The 21,112-nt window shown below is 63.9% G+C and carries 23 protein-coding genes; 6 read left to right on the plus strand and 17 right to left on the minus strand.

Translation table 11 applies throughout. The features are described 5' to 3' along the window. Positions 1 to 4 precede the first annotated feature (4 nt). Positions 5 to 1,054 carry an AAA family ATPase gene (locus tag V6E02_RS01245; protein WP_347306358.1) on the minus strand — a complete coding sequence of 350 codons (1,050 nt, stop codon included), beginning with the start codon at positions 1,052 to 1,054 and terminating at the stop codon, positions 5 to 7. 142 nt (positions 1,055 to 1,196) lie between these two features. On the opposite strand from V6E02_RS01245, the gene V6E02_RS01250 reads away from it, so the two are divergent. Continuing rightward, positions 1,197 to 1,736 carry an NUDIX hydrolase gene (locus tag V6E02_RS01250; protein WP_347306360.1) on the plus strand — a complete coding sequence of 180 codons (540 nt, stop codon included), beginning with the start codon at positions 1,197 to 1,199 and terminating at the stop codon, positions 1,734 to 1,736. Positions 1,737 to 1,762: 26 nt separating this feature from the next. On the opposite strand, the gene fliR is transcribed toward V6E02_RS01250, so the two are convergent. From fliR to V6E02_RS01330, 16 genes are all read right to left on the minus strand, one after another. Next, positions 1,763 to 2,554 (minus strand): flagellar biosynthetic protein FliR, encoded by a 792-nt coding sequence (gene fliR, locus V6E02_RS01255; RefSeq protein ID WP_347306362.1) that lies wholly within the window; start codon positions 2,552 to 2,554, stop codon positions 1,763 to 1,765. A gap of 27 nt (positions 2,555 to 2,581) precedes the next feature. Next, on the minus strand, positions 2,582 to 2,851 hold the full coding sequence (gene fliQ, locus V6E02_RS01260; RefSeq protein WP_347307088.1) for a flagellar biosynthesis protein FliQ: 270 nt from the start codon (positions 2,849 to 2,851) through the stop codon (positions 2,582 to 2,584). After that, the gene (fliP, locus tag V6E02_RS01265; protein WP_347306364.1) at positions 2,851 to 3,600 is read right to left on the minus strand and encodes a flagellar type III secretion system pore protein FliP; all 750 of its coding nucleotides are present in this window, start codon (positions 3,598 to 3,600) and stop codon (positions 2,851 to 2,853) included. Before fliP ends, fliQ begins: the two co-directional genes overlap by 1 nt. 10 nt (positions 3,601 to 3,610) lie before the next feature. Next, the gene (fliO, locus tag V6E02_RS01270; protein ID WP_347306366.1) at positions 3,611 to 4,036 is read right to left on the minus strand and encodes a flagellar biosynthetic protein FliO; all 426 of its coding nucleotides are present in this window, start codon (positions 4,034 to 4,036) and stop codon (positions 3,611 to 3,613) included. Then, complete coding sequence (gene fliN, locus V6E02_RS01275) at positions 4,033 to 4,488, minus strand: flagellar motor switch protein FliN (RefSeq protein WP_347306368.1); 456 nt, start codon at positions 4,486 to 4,488, stop codon at positions 4,033 to 4,035. The genes fliO and fliN overlap by 4 nt, the downstream gene beginning before the upstream one ends. Before the next feature lie 20 nt (positions 4,489 to 4,508). After that, on the minus strand, positions 4,509 to 5,483 hold the full coding sequence (fliM, locus tag V6E02_RS01280; protein WP_347306370.1) for a flagellar motor switch protein FliM: 975 nt from the start codon (positions 5,481 to 5,483) through the stop codon (positions 4,509 to 4,511). 9 nt (positions 5,484 to 5,492) lie between these two features. Beyond that, positions 5,493 to 6,008 carry a flagellar basal body-associated protein FliL gene (fliL, locus tag V6E02_RS01285; protein WP_347306372.1) on the minus strand — a complete coding sequence of 172 codons (516 nt, stop codon included), beginning with the start codon at positions 6,006 to 6,008 and terminating at the stop codon, positions 5,493 to 5,495. A 195-nt stretch (positions 6,009 to 6,203) separates the two neighbouring features. Beyond that, a complete protein-coding gene (locus V6E02_RS01290) occupies positions 6,204 to 7,238 on the minus strand; it encodes a flagellar hook-length control protein FliK (protein WP_347306374.1) in 1,035 nt (344 codons plus the stop codon). 71 nt (positions 7,239 to 7,309) lie between these two features. Continuing rightward, positions 7,310 to 7,771: a flagellar export protein FliJ gene (fliJ, locus tag V6E02_RS01295; protein ID WP_347306376.1), complete on the minus strand. Its 462-nt coding sequence runs from the start codon at positions 7,769 to 7,771 to the stop codon at positions 7,310 to 7,312. Between the two features lie 11 nt (positions 7,772 to 7,782). Then, positions 7,783 to 9,207 carry a flagellar protein export ATPase FliI gene (gene fliI / locus V6E02_RS01300; RefSeq protein ID WP_347306378.1) on the minus strand — a complete coding sequence of 475 codons (1,425 nt, stop codon included), beginning with the start codon at positions 9,205 to 9,207 and terminating at the stop codon, positions 7,783 to 7,785. Further along, entirely contained in the window at positions 9,188 to 9,808 is a 621-nt protein-coding gene (locus tag V6E02_RS01305; protein ID WP_347306380.1) for a flagellar assembly protein FliH, read from the minus strand. Before V6E02_RS01305 ends, fliI begins: the two co-directional genes overlap by 20 nt. Before the next feature lie 61 nt (positions 9,809 to 9,869). Next, complete coding sequence (fliG, locus tag V6E02_RS01310; protein WP_347306382.1) at positions 9,870 to 10,865, minus strand: flagellar motor switch protein FliG; 996 nt, start codon at positions 10,863 to 10,865, stop codon at positions 9,870 to 9,872. Next, positions 10,862 to 12,478, minus strand: a complete 1,617-nt coding sequence (gene fliF / locus V6E02_RS01315) for a flagellar basal-body MS-ring/collar protein FliF (protein ID WP_347306384.1) — start codon at positions 12,476 to 12,478, stop codon at positions 10,862 to 10,864. The genes fliG and fliF overlap by 4 nt, the downstream gene beginning before the upstream one ends. 221 nt (positions 12,479 to 12,699) lie before the next feature. Continuing rightward, a complete protein-coding gene (gene fliE, locus V6E02_RS01320; RefSeq protein ID WP_347306386.1) occupies positions 12,700 to 13,020 on the minus strand; it encodes a flagellar hook-basal body complex protein FliE in 321 nt (106 codons plus the stop codon). A gap of 72 nt (positions 13,021 to 13,092) precedes the next feature. Continuing rightward, positions 13,093 to 14,430 carry a sigma-54-dependent transcriptional regulator gene (locus V6E02_RS01325; RefSeq protein ID WP_347306388.1) on the minus strand — a complete coding sequence of 446 codons (1,338 nt, stop codon included), beginning with the start codon at positions 14,428 to 14,430 and terminating at the stop codon, positions 13,093 to 13,095. Between the two features lie 16 nt (positions 14,431 to 14,446). Further along, the gene (locus tag V6E02_RS01330; protein WP_347306390.1) at positions 14,447 to 15,628 is read right to left on the minus strand and encodes a sensor histidine kinase; all 1,182 of its coding nucleotides are present in this window, start codon (positions 15,626 to 15,628) and stop codon (positions 14,447 to 14,449) included. A gap of 125 nt (positions 15,629 to 15,753) precedes the next feature. Here V6E02_RS01330 and V6E02_RS01335 point away from each other — a divergent pair, with 125 nt between their 5' ends. From V6E02_RS01335 to cheY, 5 genes are all read left to right on the plus strand, one after another. Further along, positions 15,754 to 17,391, plus strand: coding sequence for a methyl-accepting chemotaxis protein (locus V6E02_RS01335; RefSeq protein WP_347306392.1), 1,638 nt, complete (start codon positions 15,754 to 15,756; stop codon positions 17,389 to 17,391). 36 nt (positions 17,392 to 17,427) lie between these two features. Next, complete coding sequence (locus V6E02_RS01340; protein WP_347306394.1) at positions 17,428 to 18,555, plus strand: methyl-accepting chemotaxis protein; 1,128 nt, start codon at positions 17,428 to 17,430, stop codon at positions 18,553 to 18,555. Positions 18,556 to 18,582: 27 nt separating this feature from the next. Then, positions 18,583 to 19,548, plus strand: a complete 966-nt coding sequence (locus tag V6E02_RS01345; RefSeq protein ID WP_347306396.1) for a chemotaxis protein — start codon at positions 18,583 to 18,585, stop codon at positions 19,546 to 19,548. Between the two features lie 27 nt (positions 19,549 to 19,575). Beyond that, positions 19,576 to 20,511, plus strand: a complete 936-nt coding sequence (locus V6E02_RS01350; protein WP_347306398.1) for a chemotaxis protein — start codon at positions 19,576 to 19,578, stop codon at positions 20,509 to 20,511. 63 nt (positions 20,512 to 20,574) lie between these two features. Continuing rightward, positions 20,575 to 20,970, plus strand: a complete 396-nt coding sequence (gene cheY, locus V6E02_RS01355; protein WP_347306400.1) for a chemotaxis response regulator CheY — start codon at positions 20,575 to 20,577, stop codon at positions 20,968 to 20,970. Positions 20,971 to 21,112: the final 142 nt, after the last annotated feature.

Genomic DNA, 21,112 nt, shown 5'->3' on the forward strand with positions numbered 1-21,112 from the left:
AAACCTATTTGAGATCGTAGAGCATGAGATCGGTGATGCTGTTCGCCCACTCGGCGAATTCCGGCACAGCGAACAGCGGCTTGCCCACCGCGCGGTGCAGGTCGGTGACCAGCATCACTCCCATTTCCCGCTGCGGGAAACGGCGGGCGTATTTGAGCACGTTGCCCAGCACCCGGTTGGCATCCGGCGTGCCCTTGGCCAACACCGCGCGGCGCACCAAGGCTGCGGCCACGCCATATTGCAGATCGATGCCCTGGGGCACATGGCTGTCCTGGCCGTTGACGATGGCGTCGATATCGGGCAGCTGATCCATGCTGTCGATGAAGGCTTTCACTTCCACGCCCGCCGCCGGCCCCACGCAGGCTTCCAGCGTATCCCGCAACAGGTCTGGCATGTGGCCGAATTTCTTGACTGCCCGATGGGCAAATTCCCAGGAGCGCGGGGAAGGAAAGGCGATGGGATTGTGCGCGGGGTCGAAATGGAACAGCAGATCGGGGCGGAAGCGCAGGAAACCGATGATGCGCTCGTCGATCTGATTGGCGTGAGCCCAAGCCACCCAGTCGTCGAGATGCGCCTCCATCTCGTAATGGGTGAAGCGGTTGGCCAGCGGCGCGGGCATGGTGTAGGTCACCCCCCGGTCGCCCTGGCGATTGCCTGCAGCGAAGATCGCCCAGCCGTCCGGGATCTGATACTCACCCAGACGCCGGTCCAGGATCAGCTGGTAGGCCGCAGTGGACACTGTGGGAGGCGCCGACGTAATCTCATCCAGAAACAGGATGCCCGCGGGACCATGGCGCTTCGCGTCCGGCAGCATGGCGGGTACGGCCCATTCCACATAGTCTTCCTTGCGGAAGGGAATACCTCGCAGGTCGGTGGGCTCCATCTGCGACAGACGGATGTCGATCAGGGGCACGCCATGCTTTTTGGCGATCTGGGCAATGATCTGCGACTTGCCCACACCCGGCGGTCCCCACAGCATGACTGGGGTGTGCTGGCCGCTGAGCGTGGCTTGAAATTCCTGATCGAGAATGGCGGCAATGTGGGCGGGACGCATTGAGACTCCAGCATAATAGGGAATGCGCGCAGGACCGGCGCGCGGTCGTGAATTTTAACCGCAATCGTGCGCCCGTTGCGGAATGGCCCTACACCATGTCGCGGAATTTTGTTACTTTGGCGCATCACTCAGGCGTCCTCCCATGAATTTCTGCAGCCAGTGCGGCAATCGCGTCGTCATCACCGTGCCTCCCGGCGACACCCATCCGCGCCATGTGTGCCCGGCCTGCGGCACCATCCATTATCAGAATCCGAAGATGATCGTGGGGACCATTCCCGAGTGGGAAAGCAAAATCCTGCTCTGCCGCCGCGCCATTGATCCCAAGCGTGGGCTGTGGACGCTGCCGGCGGGCTTCATGGAAAACGGCGAGACCACCGCCCAGGGCGCGGCGCGCGAAACTCTGGAGGAAGCCAATGCGCGGGTCGAGGTGGGAGAACTTTACAGTCTTTACAACTTGCCCCACATCAACCAGGTGTATCTGATGTTTCGCGCCCGGCTATTGGATCTGGATTTCGGACCGGGTGCGGAAAGCCTGGAGGTGGCGCTGTTCGAGGAGAAGGACATTCCCTGGGATCGGCTCGCCTTTCGCACGGTGGAAGCCACGCTGCGGGCCTATTTCCACGATCGTCGACAAGGCCGCTTCCGCTTCCACATGGCCGACATCGCCCCGCCGCCAAAATAGCGGCGCACAGTGCTGCCGGTAAAGCACTAGCGCTTCCCCGCAAGGGCGGCGAGGAAACTCATGCTCATGTTCAAACCGTCTTCATAAAGCCGCACGAAGTGCGGGCCAAAGTGAGGCAGCGCCAAAAGCAGGACGGCGAAGCCGGCCATCAGGGTGAGTGGGAAACCCACCGCGAACAGGTTGAGTTGGGGCGCGGCGCGACTCATCACGCCCATGGCCACGTTCACGATCAAAAGGGCCGCCAGCACCGGCAGCGAAAGCATGACCCCCACGACGAATAGCTGGCCACCCGCCATAGCCAGCGCCTGAAAACCACCCGCCGCCAGGGGAACGGCCGAGATGGGTAGGATGCGAAAGCTCTCCACCAGCGCGGCAATGACCATCAGGTGGCCGTTGATGGCGAAGAACACCAGAATGGCGAGCAGGCCCATGAACTGGCCCAGCACGGGCACCTGCGCGGAATTCTGCGGGTCGTAGAAGAGGGCGAAACCAAGCCCCATGGATAGCCCGGCGATGGCGCCCGCCATTTCCACCGCCGCCAGCACAAGCCGCATGGCAAAACCTAGGCTCAGGCCGATCAGGATCTGCTGCACGGCGATCAAGAGACCCTGCGCCGAGGCCAATCCCACCGGTGGGGGCGACGGCAGCACCGGAGCAAGCAGCCAGGCCAGCACCAAAGCGAAGGCCAAGCGCGCCCGAAGGGGAATGGCGCGATGGCCCAGGAGCGGCTCGGATACCAACAGAGCCGCGATGCGCAGAAAAGGCCACAGCAGGACGGCAAGCCAGGCTTCGAGCTGGACGCTGGTGACGGTGATCATGGGCGCGTGGCCGCGACAGGCGCCGCCTTAGCGGATGAGTTCGGGAATGCTGGTAAACAGCCGCGTCATGTAGTCCGCCATGGTGCCCAGCATCCAGGGTCCCGCCAGGATCATCACCAGGAACATCACGAGCAACTTGGGGATGAAGGAAAGCGTCATCTCGTTGATGGAAGTGGCCGCCTGGAAGATGCTCACCAGCAAGCCGGTGACGAGCGCTGCCAACAAAAGTGGCGCAGAGACCAGAATGGTGACTTCCAGCGCCTGCTGGCCGATGTTGATCACGGCATCCGCAGTCATCATGGATTGAAGCTCCGCACGAGAGACGCCAAGAGCAGTCCCCAGCCATCCACCAACACGAACAACATTAGCTTGAACGGCAGAGAAATGAGCACCGGAGAGAGCATCATCATGCCCATGGACATGAGCACGCTGGCCACCACCATGTCGATGATCAGGAAAGGAATGAACACCAGGAAGCCGATCTGGAACGCGGTCTTCAGTTCGCTGGTGACGTAGGCGGGAATCAAAATCTTCATGGGCACCGCCTCCGGCCCGGGCATCGGACCCACCTTGCCCAGCTTCGCGAACAGGGCCAGATCTTCCTGCCGCACCTGCGCCAGCATGAACTGCTTGAGGGGCTGGGAGGCCTTTTCCAGTGCCTGATCGAAGGGCAGGCGGTTCTCCATGTAGGGCTGATAGGCCTCCACGTAGATGCGATCCAGCACCGGAGACATGATGAAGAAGGTCAAGAACAGCGCAATGCCCACGATCACCTGGTTGGGCGGCGATTGCACCGTGCCGATGGCCTGCCGCAAGAGCGAAAGCACGATGACGATACGCAGGAAGGAGGTCGTCATCAGCAGGAGGGCCGGGATGAAGGTCAGCGCCGCGATCAGGATCAGGGTCTGGACACTCAAGGTGTAAGTCTGGCCGCCGCCCGGCGCCGGGGTGCTGGTGAAGGCGGGCAGGCCGGTCTGGGCCCAGACCTCCCCCACCGACAACAGCAAGGGCAGACCCGAGAGCAAAATCGCTTTCGCGAGCCGCATGCCGCCCTCCTCAACCGCGCCGGCTCGCCAGGAGCTGGCGCAGGCGCTCGCCGAAGGGCGTGGCGGGCAGGTTTGCCTCGAGCGCGCTCGCGTCCTCGGGACGCGGCATGCTGTGCACGGCACTGACCCGTCCCGGCGCCACGCCCACGATGAGCCAGGTCTGTCCCACTTCCACCAGGACCAGGCGCTCCCGGGGCCCCACCGCGACGCCCCCCAACACCTTCATCGCCCCCCCTGCCGCGAGCTGGCTTGCGCCCAGCCGGCGCATGAGCCACGCCGTGGCAAAGATGGCCGCAAGCACAAGGGCGAGCGCAGCCAACATTTGCGCGAGGCTGGCGACGGAACTGGAGATAGGGACATTGGACGCCTCGGCGGCATGGGCCGCGAAAGCCACCAGCGCGGGCAGCCCCGCCAGGGCGCGAAGCAGGGGGATCATCGCTGGAGTTTGCGGATGCGCTCGGCGGGCGTGATGATGTCGGTGAGACGGATGCCAAACTTGTCGTTCACCACGACCACCTCCCCCTGGGCGATCAGACAGCCATTGACCAGGACGTCCATGGGTTCACCCGCCAATCCATCGAGCTCCACCACGGAACCCTGGGCAAGCTGCAGGAGATTGCGGATGGCGATTTTGGTGCGGCCCAACTCCACGGTGAGATTCACCGGGATATCCAGGATCATGTCGAGATTGTTGGCTGCAGGTGCGGCCGTGGAACCGGCATTGTCGAACACTGGCATTTGCGCCGGCTTGGCGGCTTCCGCCTGGGCTTGTTCGGCAAGCGCGGCGGCCCAGTCATCGCCGGTGGTGGCTGCCGCTTTCTCCTGCTCGGCCAGTGCTGCCGCCCAGTCGTCCGCCGTGATCTCTTGCTTCGCCTCGTCTTCCGCCATTGCCGCCTCCCTGGCAAGCCTCAGCTTTCCGTGCTGCTCACGACGCGCTTCACCTTCAGGGCATACTGGCCATTATGGACGCCGTACTGACACTCTAGGACGGGCACGCCATCCACTTCCGCCAGCACCGCGTCGGGCACGTCGAGGGACAGGACGTCTCCTACCTTGAGATTCAGAACGTCACGCAGCGTGACGCGCGCCGAGCCCAGATTCGCCACCAGCGTGACCTCGGCCAGTTGGATTTGCTCGCGCATCAGACGCAGCCAGCGCTCGTCCACCTCGAGCCGCTCGCCCTGCATGGTCGAACTGAGAATATCACGAATGGGTTCGATCATGGCATAGGGGGTGCAGATATGGAAATCGCCTCCGCCTTCGCCCAGCTCGATGTTGAAAGTAGTCACCACCACCACTTCGCTGGGCGTGGCCACGTTGGCGAATTGGGGGTTCATCTCCGAGCGCACGTATTCGAATTCGATGGGGTAGATGGGGTCCCAGCATTTTTTGTACTCACTAGTAGCCACGTCCAGCATGCGCTGGATGACGCGCTGCTCGGTGGGCGTAAAGTCACGGCCCTCCACGCGCACGTGGAAACGGCCATCGCCACCGAACAGGTTGTCCACCACCAGGAACACCAGGTTGGGATCAAAGATGAACAGGCCCATGCCGCGCAGCGGCTTGAAGCGCACCAGATTGAGATTGGTGGGCACCACCAGGTTGCGCATGAACTCGCTGTACTTCATGACCTTCACCGGGCTCACCGAAATCTCGGCAGTGCGCCGCATGAAGTTGTACAGACCGATGCGCAGGTTGCGCGCGAAGCGCTCGTTGAGGATCTCCAACGTGGGCATGCGCCCACGCACGATGCGCTCCTGCTTACCGATGTCGTAGGAGCGAACCCCGCCCTGCTCTTCAGCCGGCTTTTCCTCCTCGGTCTCGCCGAGCACGCCCTTGAGTAGGGCGTCCACTTCGTCTTGAGAGAGGATCTCCTCGGCCATGGGAACTTGTCACTGGATCACGAAAGCGCTGAAGTACACCGCCAGCACGCCCTGCTTGGGATCTTTCACACCCAGGATTTGGTTGACCTGGGTGACGATGTCGTTGGCAAGCTTCTGCTTGCCCTCCACCGGCGCGAGTTCTTCCGCCGTCTTGCTGGACATGAGCAGGAGTGTGGCGTTGCGAATCTGTGGCATGCGCAGCTTGATCTGCTCGATCACCTTTTCGTTGGCCACCTGCAGATCCACCTCTACCTGCAGATAGTGGTCCTCGCCATCCGCGCCGCGCTGCAAGTTGACCGTGAACTGGTCGAGCCGGGTGAACACGGGCGGTTTTTCCGTTTCTTCCTTGTGCGCCGTCTCGTGGCTGCCGCCGCCCTTGCTACCGGCGAGGAACCACCACGCAGCGCCGCCACCGCCGCCGGCTAGGAGCACCGCCACAATGGTGATAATCAGGAACTTGCTTTTCTTCTTGGGTGCCGCATCACCACCATCTGCGGGCGGCGGGGCGTTTTTTGCTTGCGCCATGGGCTTCCTCGAATGCCTGCCGCAACCGCGGCCTTCCAGGCTTTATAACCTCAAACCCACGACGGATCAAGTAGTTTGGCGATGGTTTTTAGGCAGTTTGTCAGTTTGGCTCCGGAACCCATGGCGAATATTGCGTTTAAACGGCAATAAAAAACGGGTCTCAGGGACCCGTTTTCTGGTTTTTCCAGACGCGAATCAGGCAAATACGTCCACCAGGCCTTCGCGCCCCGCCCCGCGCCATGCCGGGGTCGCCCTCGCGGGCGTCAGGACCGGTGCCACGCTAGCGTGGGAGCCCTGGTGCAAACCGGGTTCGCCGTCCTGACGCGGCCCCTGGCCAAAGGAATGGGACGCCACCTCCACATTCCCAAGCTGGATGCCGCTTTCGGCAAGCATCTCCCGCAGGCGCGGCAAGGCGGCTTCGATCGCTTCACGCACCGGGGCATGAGGCGAGACGAAGGTCATGTTGGCCTGATCCTGGCCCAAGCTGAGATGGATCTCCACCGGCCCGAGCTGGGGCGGGGTCACCTGGATCTGGGCGAACTGCTGTCCCTGGTGGTTTAACCACACCACCTTCTGGGCGAACTCGCCACCCCAGCCGGGACTGCCCACCGGCTGCTGCACGGCCGCCGCCGGCATGATTTCGCCGCGCGACGGTGCGACGCCCTGGGCATGCCAAGCGGCAAGCGGTTGGGGTGTAGCCTCCGCCAGCCTCGAAGCCGGGGCGTCCAAGCTATCAAGATTTCGCGCTCCGACGGCGTCTTTGGCCATATTCACCCCGGCCGGCAAAAGGAAAGGCTCGTCGGCAACTTTTGCCGGCTTGGCGTCAACTTGCGGCAAGACCGGTGGCAGCGAAGCAGGCGCATCACCGGCCCTCTCGGCTTTGCTCGTGCCGGTGCGCGGCAGGTTGTCCTGCCGCCCGGCGGTCGGGGCCAGTTGCGAAGTAGCCGACACCAGGGGCATTAGCGGCAGCGTCGGCAACGCTGCCGCGGGGTCCGTTGTCGATGGAACCGACCCGGCCACCGTGCCTGAATCGTCGGTAACTTGAGCCCCCTCCGCGCGCGCTTCGGCGATGGGAGGCGAAAGCGGCACGGCGTCCTGCGCGAGCTGGCGCGCAAGCAAGCTGGCAAACAGCGCGCCGTCGGTTGCCGCCGGCTGGTTAGCCGGTTGCTCGGCCACTGGGGGTGCGACGGCGATCACGGTGATGTGGGAAGAAACAGGCATGTTGGGCATGAAACCGGCTCCTGCTTTGGGCCCGCTACGGGCGACACGAGCGGATAAGCAAACGACATGCCAGAACGTGGTCAATCTTCGCCGCGGGGCAGATGGGGGGTCGCCGCCCGGATGCGGCGCGCATGTTCGTCCTGGTCCCGCTGCTCCAACCGGTTTTCTCGCACACGCTCGCTAGCGGCATGGCGCGCCTTGAGGACTTCGTAGGTTTTCAGCTTGCGGCGTTCCTCGAGCCAGACGCGCTGGCCGTGCTCCCAGGCCTGGCGGCAGCGTTCCACTTCGGCGAGCTGATGGCGAATGGCGACTTCGATCTTGGCAAGAAAGGCGTGGAAGTCTCGCATGCGCGTCACATCCAGCCCCTCCCGCACGGCCTGTCCGAGGCGCTGGCGGTATTCCTGCTGGTAGTCGCGCAGCTTGGCGAGTTTGTCCTCGGCGGCCTGCCAGGTCCGCTTGAGCTCGGCCAGCCGACGCGAGGCCGCCTCCAGCCGATCGGCCGCCAGATCGTGCAGGCTTTGCAGAGGGAAGCGACGCGGCATGGGCTAGATGCTCACCCGCCAAGAAGCCGTTCCAGGCGTAGGATGCTATCGTCGTAGCTCGCCCGCTCGCGCATGTCCTGCACCAGGAAGGCCTCCAGCTTGGGATACATGACGATGGCCTCGTCAAGCAAAGGGTCGCTACCGCGCACGTAGGCGCCCACGCTGATGAGATCCCGGCTGCGCTGATAGCGGGAATACAGGTTTTTGAAGCGCCGCACCCGCTCCAGCTGCTCAGGCGAGACGATTTCGGTGATGGCCCGGCTAATGGAGGCCTCGATGTCGATGGCCGGATAGTGGCCTTGATCGGCGAGGCTGCGCGATAGCACCACGTGACCGTCGAGGATGGCGCGCGCGGCATCGGCGATGGGATCCTGCTGGTCGTCGCCCTCGGTGAGCACGGTGTAGAAGGCGGTGATAGAACCCCCACCCTCGCGCCCGTTGCCGGCCCGCTCCACAAGCTGCGGCAGCTTGGCGAACACGGAAGGTGGGTAACCCTTGGTGGCCGGCGGCTCGCCAATGGCCAGAGCGATCTCCCGCTGCGCCATGGCGAAGCGGGTCAGTGAATCCATGATGAGCAAGACGTGCTTGCCCTGGTCGCGGAAGTACTCGGCGATAGCGGTGGCATAAGCCGCCCCATGCAGGCGCAGCAGGGGCGGCGTGTCCGCGGGGGCCGCCACCACCACGGCGCGGGTGCGGCCCTCATGGCCCAGGATGTTCTCGATGAACTCCTTGACCTCGCGCCCGCGTTCGCCGATCAGGCCGACGACGATCACATCCGCGCTGGTATAGCGCGCCATCATGCCTAAAAGAATGCTCTTGCCCACGCCGCTACCGGCGAACAGGCCCATGCGTTGGCCGCGGCCCACGGTGAACAAGGCATTGATGGCACGCACACCGGTATCCAGCACCTCGCGGATGGGGGCGCGCGCCAGGGGATTGAAGGGCCGGCTCTGCAGCGGCACGCGCGTTGCCGCTTCCACCGGACCGAGCCCGTCGAGGGGACGGCCGGCCCCATCCACCACCCGGCCGAGCAGCTCCGGGCCCACCGCCACCTGGCGTGCCCGGTCTTCCGCGCGCCGGCGCCGGATCAGACTATCACGGGGGCGCGGCACCTGGAGCTCACTACTTTCCACGGGAATCACACGCGCGCCTGGCACCAGGCCATACACATCGGTGGAAGGCATGAGGAACAGGCGCTCGCCGGAAAAGCCCACCACCTCGGCATCCACGGTGAGCCCGTTGGGCAACTCCACCAGGCAGCTCGAGCCCACTGCCAGTTTCAGCCCTACCGCTTCCATCACCAGTCCAGCGACACGGGTGAGACGGCCCGTCATCGCCCAGGGCTTGGTGGCCCTCACCACATCCTGGCAGTCGCGCAGGAAGGCCTGCCAGTGCGCCAGGGCGTTGTCTTCGCTCTCAATCGTTCCAGTTTCCATCGCTGCCCAGTGCCGACACGATTCGTTTCCAGCGCGTCTCAAGGGTGGCATCGAGTTCGCTTTCTGCGGTTTCGATGCGGCAGCCACCGCGCGTCATGTGGGGATCTTCCACCACCCGCCAGACCGATTCCTGATATTCGTAGGCCAACATCTGGCGCACCAGGTTGGCGTCGTCCGGATTCAGCACCAGCACCGGGTGTTCCGACAACTGGGGTAGGCTCTCGATGGCCTCACGCACCACGTCCAGCACGCGTTCGGGTTCCACGCTGAGCGTGCGTCGCACCAACTGACGGGCGACTTCCAGGGCCAAGGCTAGGATCTCACCCGCCATGGCGTGCTCGAAACCTCTTAGCGCCTGATCCAGGCCTTGCATGAGCTCGCGCATGCGGTGCGCATCGGCCTCGCCCTGGGCACGTCCCTCGCGCACGCCGGCCGCGAAACCTTCCTGATAGGCCTGCTGGTGAATGCGTTCCAGTTCCTCGGCGGTGGGCAGCTTCACCGCGGGCTCCGGTGGCGGAGGGGGGTTGTCCTCCAGGGAGGCAAGCTCCCAGCGCTGGTAGGCGGAGAGCTGTTCCTTGGGGATGATGGGTTTGGAGGCCATGGCTAGCTGGCGTAAGGGTTACTCATGAATTATGACGCCGCCCGCCGCCGGGGCAAAGGGGTCAAATGAAGGCTTCTTCGCCCTTGCCGCCCAGGACGATCTGCCCTTCGTCGGCCAAGCGGCGCACGATCTTCAAGATCTCTTTTTGTTCGGCCTCCACTTCCGAGACACGCACCGGACCCTTGGCTTCCAGGTCGTCGCGCAGCATTTCCGCCGCGCGCTGGGACATGTTCTTGAAGATCTTCTCGCGCAGCTCTGGGCTGGCTCCCTTGAGGGCGATGATGAGGCTTTCCGACTGCACCTCGCGCAGCAACAGCTGTACGGCGCGATCGTCCAGGTCCAAGATGTTCTCGAAGGTGAACATCTCGTCCTGGATCTTTTGCGCCAGTTCGGGATCGAAGTCGCGCACCGCGGCCAGCACCGATGTCTCCACCGCCCCGCTCATGAAATTGAGGATCTCGGCCGCAACACGGCTGCCACCCATGGCGCTCTTCTTGATGTTGTTGGGCGAGGTGATGAGCCGGGTGAGCACGTCGTTGAGATCGCGCAGGGCCTGGGGCTGGATGCCATCCAGGGTGGCGATGCGTAGGATCACGTCGTTCCTTAGCCGCTCGGTGAACTGGCCCAGAATCTCGCTCGCCTGGTCGCGATCCAGATGCACCAGGATGGTGGCGATGATCTGAGGGTGTTCGTTCTTGATGAGTTCGGCCACGGCGGGGGCATCCATCCATTTCAGACTCTCGATGCCCGCGGTGTCGCCGCCGTGCAGGATGCGATCGAGCAGGCTCGCGGCACGGTCGGAGCCCAAGGCCTTGGTGAGCACGTTCTTGATGTAGGCGGCGGAATCCGCGCCCAGGGCAGTCTGTCCTTCCGCCTTCTCGCGGAATTCGGCCAGCACTTTTTCCACCTTCTCCCGGTTGACAGTGGATAGGCTGGCCATGGCTGCGCCCAGTTTCTGCACTTCCTTCGGCCCCAGGTATTTGAACACCTCGGCCGCCTCTTCCTCGCCCAGGGCGAGTAGCAGGATGGCGCTCTTCTCGATGCCCTCCTCGTTCACGCACCCTCCTTGCCGACCCACTCCCGCACGACGTTGGCCACCACGCTGGGATTCTGGCGCGCGAGCTCTCGCACCGCAGCGAGATTCTGCTCATAACCAGTGGGTTGGGCCGCCTCCGCGCCCCCCTCCGGCGCGGCCACGCCCTCTGGTAAGGGAGGCGGCGCCGGGGGGCGCGCCAGTTCCCGCAGGATGGGCCGCAGCACCACGAACACCACCAACCAGATGATGCTGGCGATGCCCAGGAACTTGAGCAAACCCAACCCTGCGCTCTGCACCCACGGGTTCTGGTAGAAAGGCAAAGCTTCCACCTTCTCCGCTGGCGGCAAGTTGAAGGCCGCGTTGACGACGTTGGCCGTATCACCCCGCTGGGCGTTGAAGCCCATGGCCTCCTTGACCAGGTTGGTGATCTGGGCGAGCTCCGCCTGGGACAGGGGCGCGATGCTCACCTTGCCATCCTTGCTGGTGATTCTGCGGTAGTTCACCACCACTGCCGCCGACAGGCGCTTGACTGCACCGGGCGGTAGCCGGGTATGGCGCACGGTCTTGTCCACCTCGTAGTTGATGGTCTGCTCTTTCTGGGAGGGCGCCACGGCCTGGGTCTGCCCCGCAGCAGGCGCAGTGGCCGGCGCGGTGATGGGCGCGCTGGCCGCGCCGGGCGGCTGGTTGGACAAGGCGCCCGGCACGCCGGCCGGTCCGCCGGTGGCGCCGATGCTCTCGCGGCTTTGCAGGCTACGCACCGCCGCTTCCTGCGGCGCCGGGTTGGGCTTATAGGTTTCCGCCGTCTGCTCGGTCTGGGCAAAATCGAGCTCTGCCGTCACCTGGGCACGCACGTTCTCCGGCCCGACGATGGGGGCGAGTATGGCCTCGATGCGGCGCGCAAAGCCCTCCTCCACCTGGCGCACGTATTCGAGCTGGGTGGCATCCAGTCCCGCCTTGCGTAAGGCCGCCTCGGGGCCGGTGAGCAGGTTGCCGTTCTGATCGATGACGGTGACGTTTTCCGGTGGCAAGTCGGGCACGCTGGAGGCCACCAGATGGACGATGCCGGCCACCTGCGCCGGTTCCAACCGGCGCCCGCCGCCCAGGTTGAGCAGCACCGAAGCAGAAGGCTTCTGCTGGTCCCGCAGGAACACGGAAGGCCGCGGAATGGCCAGATGCACGCGTGCGCCCTGCACCGCCGACAGGGACTGGATGGAGCGGGTGAGCTCGCCCTCCAGCGCCCGCTGGTAGTTGACCTGCTCTACGAACTGGCTCACCCCCAGCTTCTGGCCTTCCATCAGCTCGAAGCCCACCACGCTACCCTTGGGCAGGCCCTGGGAGGCGAGTTTCAGGCGCACTTCGTACACCTGCTCCATGGGCACGAGGATGGTGCTAGTGCCCTCTGTCTTGTAGGGCACGTTCATCTGCTGCAGGGCGGCGATCACCGCACCGCCGTCGCGATCGGAGAGATTGGAGAACAGGACCTGGTAGGTGGGCGTGCGATACCAGAGCACCCCGGCCACCACCAGTGCGAAGATGGCCGCGATGCCAATGATCAGACCCAGCTTCTGACTGTTGGAAAGCTGGGTGAAACCCGCCAGTGGGCCAAGCAGTGAGGATTGGGGGGCGAGGGCCATGGTTCAGCTTCCCGCCTCGAACGCGGTGCCGCCGCACCCGTCAACGCCCTGGGGCAGGCCCAGAAAGCGCGTACACTCAGCAACCAGGCCGATCCTCATGCCCGAGCCCTCGCTTCCCATTGCTGGGACGCGGCTAAGCGGCTTGCCCATAGAAAAAGCGGCGGCGGCGACACCAGCGGGCTCAAACCCCGTCGCGCCGCACGCCCTGCCGCTTCGTGTCATCAAACCTGGAGGTTCATGATCTGCTGGTAGGCCTCCACCAGCTTGTTGCGCACCTGGACCATGGTCTGGAAGGACACATCGGCCTTTTGCAGGGAAATCATCACGTCTTCCAGACTTACGTTGGGCGCCCCCTGTTCGAAGGCCTGGGCCAGGCGTTGCGCTTCCGTCTGGCTTTGGCTCACCTGCTCCAGGGAAGCCTTGAGCAAAGCGGCGAATTCGCCCCCTTCCGCGCCCGCGGGCTGCGTGCCCTGTCCGCCCGTGGCGAGCTGGGAGGCGGCCCGCATCTGACCTAGCAGCTGATCGATCCCTTTGGCATCCATGGCGTCGTCCTTGCTCGCGGTTCAAGTCACTATCGGCATTCGGAAGCATAAATGCAAGATCCATGCCGATCGTCAAGAGGCGTCGCCTCCTAAGGCAGCATCCTCTTTCCGGTAGCGGGCGAGCTTGTAGCGCAGGGTGCGCTCGCTCATGCCCAGCCGCTGGGCCGCGCGTTTGCGGGATCCACCCTCCGCCGCCAGCGCCTCCATGATGTGCTGGCGTTCCAGCGACTTGATGTCGGTTGGACCTCGCGCCGCTTCGGCTGCCGCTACCGCCGACCCGGCAATTTTTGCCGCCGGCAAATGCAAATGGGACGGCTCTATCACGTGCCCCGGGGCGAGGATAAGTGCCCGTTGGATCACGTTTTCCAGCTCGCGGATGTTACCGGGCCAGGGTGACTGAGTCAATTTGAGCGCGGCCTCCGGCGAAAAGCTCATGCCATGGCGCTGCGCCTGTTTCGCCAGCCGGGCGAGGATGTGGCGTGCCAGGGGCACGATGTCCTCCCGCCGGTCCCGCAAGGGCGGCAGGTAAAGGGGAAACACATTGAGGCGGTAGTAGAGATCCTGGCGGAATCGTCCGGCCGCCACCTCCGCTTCCATGTCGCGGTTGGAGGTGGCGATGATGCGCACATCCACAGGAACCGGGCCCTTGCCACCGAGCCGCTCCACCTCCCGCTCTTGCAGCACGCGCAGCAGCTTGGCCTGCAGCGCCAGCGGCATTTCGGAAATCTCGTCGAGCAGCAGCGTGCCGCCATTGGCTTGCTCGAACTTGCCGGGCTGGGCGCCCGTGGCGCCGGTGAACGCACCTTTCTCGTAACCAAACAGAATCGATTCCAACAGGTTGTCCGGAATCGCGGCGCAGTTGATGGCGACGAAGGGCTTGTCGGCGCGGGGTGAATGGCGGTGCAGGTAGCGGGCCATCACCTCCTTGCCGGTGCCGGACTCACCGGTGATGAGCACGGTGGCATTGGAAGCGGCCACCCGCCGCGCCAGCGCCAAGACCTCCCGAGACATGGCGTCTTCGGCCACCACGTCGTCCTCGACCGGCGGCGTGAGCAGATAGCGCGCCACTTCGGCGAGCAGCCGGTCGGCCTCGAAGGGCTTGGTGAGGTAATTGCAAGCCCCATCACGCATGGCCTCGACGGCCTTCTCGATCATGCCATAGGCCGTCATCAACAGCACGGGAATCTCCGGCCAGCGGCTCTTGATGGCTTTGAGCAAGGCGTGACCATCCATGGGACGCATCTGCACGTCCGATATCACCAAGCCCACCGGTTCCCGCTCCAGGATCTGCAAGGCGGCGCGACCGTCTTCCGCCACGCGCACCGTATGGCCAGCGAGCGCCAAGGTGTCGCTGAGGGCCTCGCGCAGGTCGCGGTCGTCTTCGACGATGAGGATGGGCAGAGAGGACATCGAGGCGGCCTTCGGTTTAGGCGATTGTAGCCAAGGGCAGGCGCAGGGTGAACGTGCTGCCCTGCCCCAGGCGCGAGTCCACCGCCACGCTTCCGCCGTGAGCCTCGGCCACGCTGCGTACGATGGCAAGCCCCAGCCCCGTGCCCTCGGCGCGGGTGGTGAAGAAGGGCTCGAAGATGCGTTCGAGATGCGCCGGCTCGATGCCCGGGCCGCTGTCCTCCACCACGAACACCACCGCGTCGGCGTCCACGCGGGCCGCCAACCGCACCTGGTCACCAGCGCGGCAGACCTGCAGGGCGTTTTCCAGCAGGCTCATCAGGGCGCTGGCCAGGGCGTCACGGCTGCACGTGAGTGCGGCGCCTGCTGCTGCGTCCACGACGCTGAAGCCCACGCCGTGCGCCTGCATCTGGGGCTCCATCATCTGAGCGAGGTCTGCAAGCAGCGTGGAGACGGCGAGGGTTTCCCGTCCCGCCGCCTCGCCGCGCACGAACAACAGCATGTCCTGGATCAGATGCTCGAGATGACGCAGCCGTTCCAACACCTTGCCAGCGAAACGCAGCCGGTCTGCCTCGGCAAGCCCTGTTCGATTGAGATGCGAGGCATACAGAAGCGCGGTGGCCAGGGGCGTACGCAACTGATGGGCGAGCCGCGCTGCCACTTCGCCCATGGCCGACAAGCGCTGGTGCCGGTTGAGCTCGCTACGCAGGGCGTGGGCTTGGGTGACGTCGTGCACGAGCAGCAAATCGCCCCCGAAGGCGGGCAGGGCTTGGGTCGAGATGCTCACTCGCCGGCCCGCGCGCGTTTCCCATTCATCTGGGGCGGGCGTGGCAGCAAGTCGCGCCGCGCGCACCGCCGGCCAGCTTTCCCCTAAGAGGGGCGCGCCGAGAATACGCTCGGCCGCTGGGTTCACCTGCACGATGCTGCCTGCGCCATCCAGCACCACCACCCCCGCGGGCAAGGCATCGAGCAAGCCCGCCAGACGCTCCGACAAGGCCTCCTTTTCCTCGTACTGACGCTTGAGCGCGCCGTTGGCCACGGCTAACTCTGCGGTGAGGCTGGCCACCTTCTGCTGCAGCTCGGCATAGGCGCCAGCGAGCTGCTCGGAGGCCCGGCTAAACAGGGAAAAGGCCTGTTTCAGCTCACGCGGATCAATGGGCGGTGGGGTTTCGGCCATGGGCAGAAGAGGGTGGCTGGGCACGATTATAGCGTTACGCGCCTAAGCCCACCGACTCGATCGCGCCGACAGGGGAAAATTTACTGGCCCTAAAGTTTTGCCGGGCGGCTGCCGCTATAGGGGCACAACCCGTATCCGAGGAGTCAACCGTGTCATTGCTGAACCAGCTCAGCATTCGCAGCAAGCTCACTTTGCTGGTGGCGTCAAGCTCACTAATCATGCTCGCCGTGGGCATCACCGGCCTGTGGGGCCTGCATGCCGCCAACCGGGTGGCCGAGTCCATCTACAAGGAACGTCTGGTGGCCATCAATCAACTCAACACCATCCGCCACTACCAGATGCAAAACCGCATGGAGCTTTTGGCGGCGCGCCTCGAGCAAGACGCCTTCGAGATCATGGCCCACGCCGACAAGGTGCGCAGCAACATGTACAAGGTGCAGCAACTGGTGAATGCCTACGCGGCCCGCAAGCCTGCCGGTGAGGAGGGGCGGCTGTTCACCGCGTTGCTCAAGGCGCGGCGCGCCTTCAGCGACGAAGGCCTGCTGCCTTTGATCGACCTCCTGCAAGCAGAAAAATTCGCCGAAGCGGACCGGCTGCGCAAGAACACCATGGATGCGCTCTTCGACACCCAGGCTGCGGCCATCGATGCGCTCATCGACCACCAGACTCGGGCGGCGGAACGGGATTTCGCCCGCGCTCAAGCGCGGGCGCGAGTGGTGGATGGCATCGCCATCGGCGCTATCGTCGTCGGTGTGCTGCTTTCCACGCTGTGGGGCCTATTGCTCACCCGTTCGGTGAACCGCGGCGTGGCACGTCTGGAGCAAGCCGCCGCGCGGCTTGCCCAGGGCGATCTCACCACCCGTGTCCACGCCGAAGCCCATGACGAGATCGGCGCCGTGGCCCAAAGCTTCAACCGTATGACCGACCAGTTTGCCGGTATCGTGCGCGAGGTGAGCGAGGCGAGCCACAGCGTGGACAACACGGCCGAGCGCCTGTCCCATGTGGCAGAGCAGGTGACCACCCGTTCCCGCAGCCAATCCCGGGAAGCGGCCGAGGCCGCCGCCGCCATCGAAGACCTCAACCGCGCCTTCCAGGAGATCGCGGCCACTGCGGAGCGGATCGAGGCGGCCGCCGCCGAAGCACGCGCCCTGGCCGAGCGCGGCAATGGTGTGGTGACCACCGCCGTCAAGGGCATCCAAGACGTGGCGCAAACGGTGAGCGAATCGGCGCAAATGATTGCCCAGCTGGGAGAACGCTCGAGCCAAATCGGCCAGATTCTGGCGGTGATCAAAGACATCGCCGACCAAACCAATCTGCTTGCCCTCAACGCCGCCATCGAGGCGGCGCGCGCCGGCGAACAGGGGCGCGGCTTCGCGGTGGTGGCGGACGAAGTGAGAAAGCTCGCCGAGCGTACCGCCAACGCCACCAATGAGATCTCCGCCATGATCGAGGCCATCCAGTCCGAAACCGCCCGTGCCGTGGCCACCATGGAGAAAGGCAGCCAGCAGGTAGCTGAGGGCGTCAGTCACGCCAATCTGGCGGGACAGGCCTTATCCGACATCAATCGCAGCGTGGCCGACGCGGTGCGGCGCATCCACGACATCGCCGTTGCCACCCGCGGACGCACCGGCCAGAGCGAGGCCCTCGCCGCCCAAGTGGAGCGCATCGCAGCGATGGCCGAATCCAATCGTGCTGCCCTGGAAGACACCAGCCAGGCGGTACATGCCCTGCTGGCCCAGGCCCATAATTTGGAGCAGGTGGTGAAGCGATTCCGCCTGGCTGCCTGAATCCCCGACGACAAGCAACGACAAAGGAGACGCAGCATGTTTGGCAAGAGCAAAGAACTGATCAAAAACCTGCGCGCACAACTGGACGCCATGGCGGCGGAAAAAAGCCGGCTCGCCATGGCCGCAGACAAGGCCAAGCAGGAAAAAGAAGCGCTCGCCGCGCGGGTGGCAGAGCTGGAGGCGGAGCTTGCGTTCCAGCGCGGCATGTTCGAGAACATGGAGCGCTTTGGCGTGTCCTTTCTGGAGATGCAACGCACCCTGGCGGGGCTGGCCCAAAACATGAAGACTGAGAAGGAGCACGCCGTCACCGCCGCCAGTGCCTCTGGCGCCAGCCGCGCGGTGATGGAGGATATCGCCTCCAACCTGCAATCTGTGGCGGAAAAGACACAGCAGACGGCATCCAGCGTAGAGCGCCTCAATGAACGTGCGGGACAGATCGGCGGCATCGTCAAGCTCATCAAGGAAATCGCCGATCAGACCAATCTGCTGGCCCTCAATGCGGCCATCGAGGCCGCCCGCGCCGGCGAGCAGGGCCGCGGCTTCGCGGTGGTAGCAGACGAGGTGAGAAAGCTTGCCGAACGAACTGCAAATGCCACCAACGAAATCTCGACCCTGGTGGGCGCCATTCAGACCGAGATCCAAGGCACCAAAGGTCAGATGGAAACGGAAGCCCGGGAGTCCGCCAACTTTAGTCTCAAGGGTGAGGAAGCATCGAAGGCCCTCAAACACCTGATCGAGCTATCCCACGACATGGAAGGCGCCATTTCCGCCTCTGCCCTGCGTAGCTTCGTAGAACTGGCCAAAGTGGATCACCTGGTGTTCAAGTTCGAGATCTATAAGGTGTTCATGGGCCTGTCGGAGAAGAAACCCCAAGATTTCGCTAGCCACACCGCCTGCCGCCTGGGCAAGTGGTACTACGAAGGGGATGGCCATGCCTGCTTCAGCCAGCTGCCGGGGTATCGCGAAATCGAAGCACCACACAAGACCGTGCATAGTGCCGGCGTGGCTGCCCTCGAAGCCTTCTATGCGGGGGACAAGACCGCTGCCCTGTCTCACCTGCAGAAGATGGAGAACGCTAGCCTAGACGTGCTAGCCAATCTAGAGCGCATGGCCGCCAGCGGCGAGGCGGATAGCAGCATCTTGTGCGTCAACCACGGCCATTGAGGAACAAATCGTCTGACGGAGCACACCATGTCCGAACTGCTGAAAAACATCGATGCCCGTACCAAGTTGGCCGGCACCAACAAGCTGGAGATCCTCCTCTTCACCCTGGGCACCGATGTGCGCACCGGGCGCCGGGAGACCTTCGGCATCAACGTGTTCAAGGTGCGTGAAGTGATGCGCGTGCCAGAGATCACCCGTGCGCCGGAAATGCCACCCGCGGTTGAGGGCATGGTGAGCCTGCGCGGCGTGCTGGTGCCCGTGGTGGATCTGGTGAAGTTCACGGGCATCCAGACCGAGAACAAACCCGAAATCATGATCGTCACGGAATACAACGGTCACACACAAGGCTTTCTGGTGGAGGCTGTGGACACGATCCTGCGATTGGATTGGTCCTCCATCAAAGTGCCGCCGGAGATGTTCGCCGGCCACATGGGCGGCCTGGTCACCGCCGTGACGGAACTCAAGGACGGCCGTCTCGTGATGCTGATGGACGTGGAAAAGATTCTTGCCGAAACCACCCACGTGGACGACGAGTTCCTCTACAGCGCCGTGCAGCCACTGGAGTCCGAAGAACCACACACTATCTTTTTCTGCGATGACTCGGCGATCGCCCGCAAGCAGATCGAGAAAACGCTGCAAGCCATGGGCGTCAACTACCACATGGCCAACAACGGGCGCCAGGCCTGGGAGGCCTTGCTCAAGATCGCCAATCAGGCGGAAGCCGCTGGCCTGCCCGTGAGCCACTTCATCCAGGTCATCCTCACCGACGTGGAAATGCCGGAGATGGACGGCTACATCCTCACCAAGAACATCAAGAGCGATCCCCGCTTCGCCGGCATTCCCGTCATCATGCATTCCTCTCTGTCGGGCATGTCCAACCAGCAGTTGGGCCGCTCGGTGGGGGTGGATGAATACGTCTCGAAATTCGAGCCGCAACGGCTAGCCGAGACGCTCACCCGCATCCTCAAGGGTAACGTTCGCGCCGCGGCCTGATCGCAAACTGACCACGGAAACTCGATCATGGACATGTCTGCCAATCCCGCTCTCATCGAGAGCATCGACGCCCGCACCAAGCTCGCGGGGTCGAACAAGATGGAGATCCTGCTGTTCTCGCTGGGCACCGGCGAGGTGTTCGGGATCAACGTCTTCAAGGTACGGGAAGTGTCCCAGACCCCGCCCATCACGCGCACGCCCAATACGCCCCCGGGGGTGGAGGGGGTGATTTCCCTGCGCGGCAACATCATTCCCGTGATCTCGCTCGCCACATTCATCCGCATCGACGGCGCTCCCGAGAACACCGGTCAGACCATGATCGTCACGGAATTCTCGCGCCACACCCAGGGGTTCCTGGTGCACGACGTGGACCGCATCATTCGCGTGGACTGGGACAAGGTGAAACCCCCCACCTCCATGCTCACCGGCCAGGACTCCATCATCACTGCCATCACCGAGCTGCCCGATGGCAAGCTGGTCTCCATCCTGGACGTGGAGCAGATCCTCGCCCAAGCCATCGGCGAGGAAGAGGTTCCGCCCCTAGAACCGGTGCAGTCGGAGAAAGAACATCTAGTGTTTTTCGCCGATGATTCCGTGGTGGCGCGCAAGGAGATCACCAAAGTCCTGGAGACCATGGGCATCAAGTATCAGCAGGCCACCAATGGCCAGGAAGCCTGGGAAAAACTCCAAGCCTTGGCGGCTCAGGCGCTGGCCGAGGGCGTGCCGCTCAACGAAAAAGTTAGCCTTATCCTCACCGATGCGGAAATGCCTGAAATGGACGGCTACGTGCTCACCAAGCAGATCAAGTCGGATCGCCGCTTCGAGGGCATTCCGATCATCATGCACTCTTCCCTCTCCTCCGAAGCCAACCGGGCCATGGGCCAGGCGGTGGGAGTGGATCACTACGTGGCGAAATTCGACCCGGCAGTGCTGGCAGAAACCCTGCGTCCCTTCCTGCACTGACGGAAGGACTGCACCCGATGATGAACAGAAAGGCTCACATGCAGATAAACCAAGGAGCGCCGCATGGCTGACCCCAACATGAAGTTCCTGGTAGTGGACGACTTCTCCACCATGCGCCGTATCGTCCGCAACCTGCTAAAGGAGTTGGGCTTTGCCAACGTGGAGGAGGCGGAGGACGGCGTGGTGGCGTTGCAGAAACTGCGCAATGGCAAGTTCGACTTCGTGGTCAGCGACTGGAACATGCCCAACATGACCGGACTCGATCTGCTCAAAGCCATTCGCAGCGACCCTGCGCTCAAGCACATCCCGGTGCTCATGGTGACCGCGGAGGCGAAGAAGGAGAACATCATCGCGGCGGCCCAGGCCGGCGCCAGCGGCTATGTGGTGAAGCCCTTCACCGCAGCCACTCTCGAGGAAAAACTCAACAAGATCTTTCAGAACCTAGGAGGTGCCAAGTGAGCAACACGGCAAGCGGTGACAATGACGAACTGGAAGCCCTGTTCGATAGCATCGTACGCGCCAACGCCCTGGCAGAAGCCGGGCATGCGCCCGCCTTGACGCCAGATCAGGCTGCCGAGGCCACCGTCCACCCAGCGGAGGG

It is taken from the genome of Thiobacter sp. AK1 (genome assembly GCF_039822265.1).
In the GTDB taxonomy this organism is placed as follows: Bacteria; Pseudomonadota; Gammaproteobacteria; order Burkholderiales; family Thiobacteraceae; genus Thiobacter; species Thiobacter aerophilum.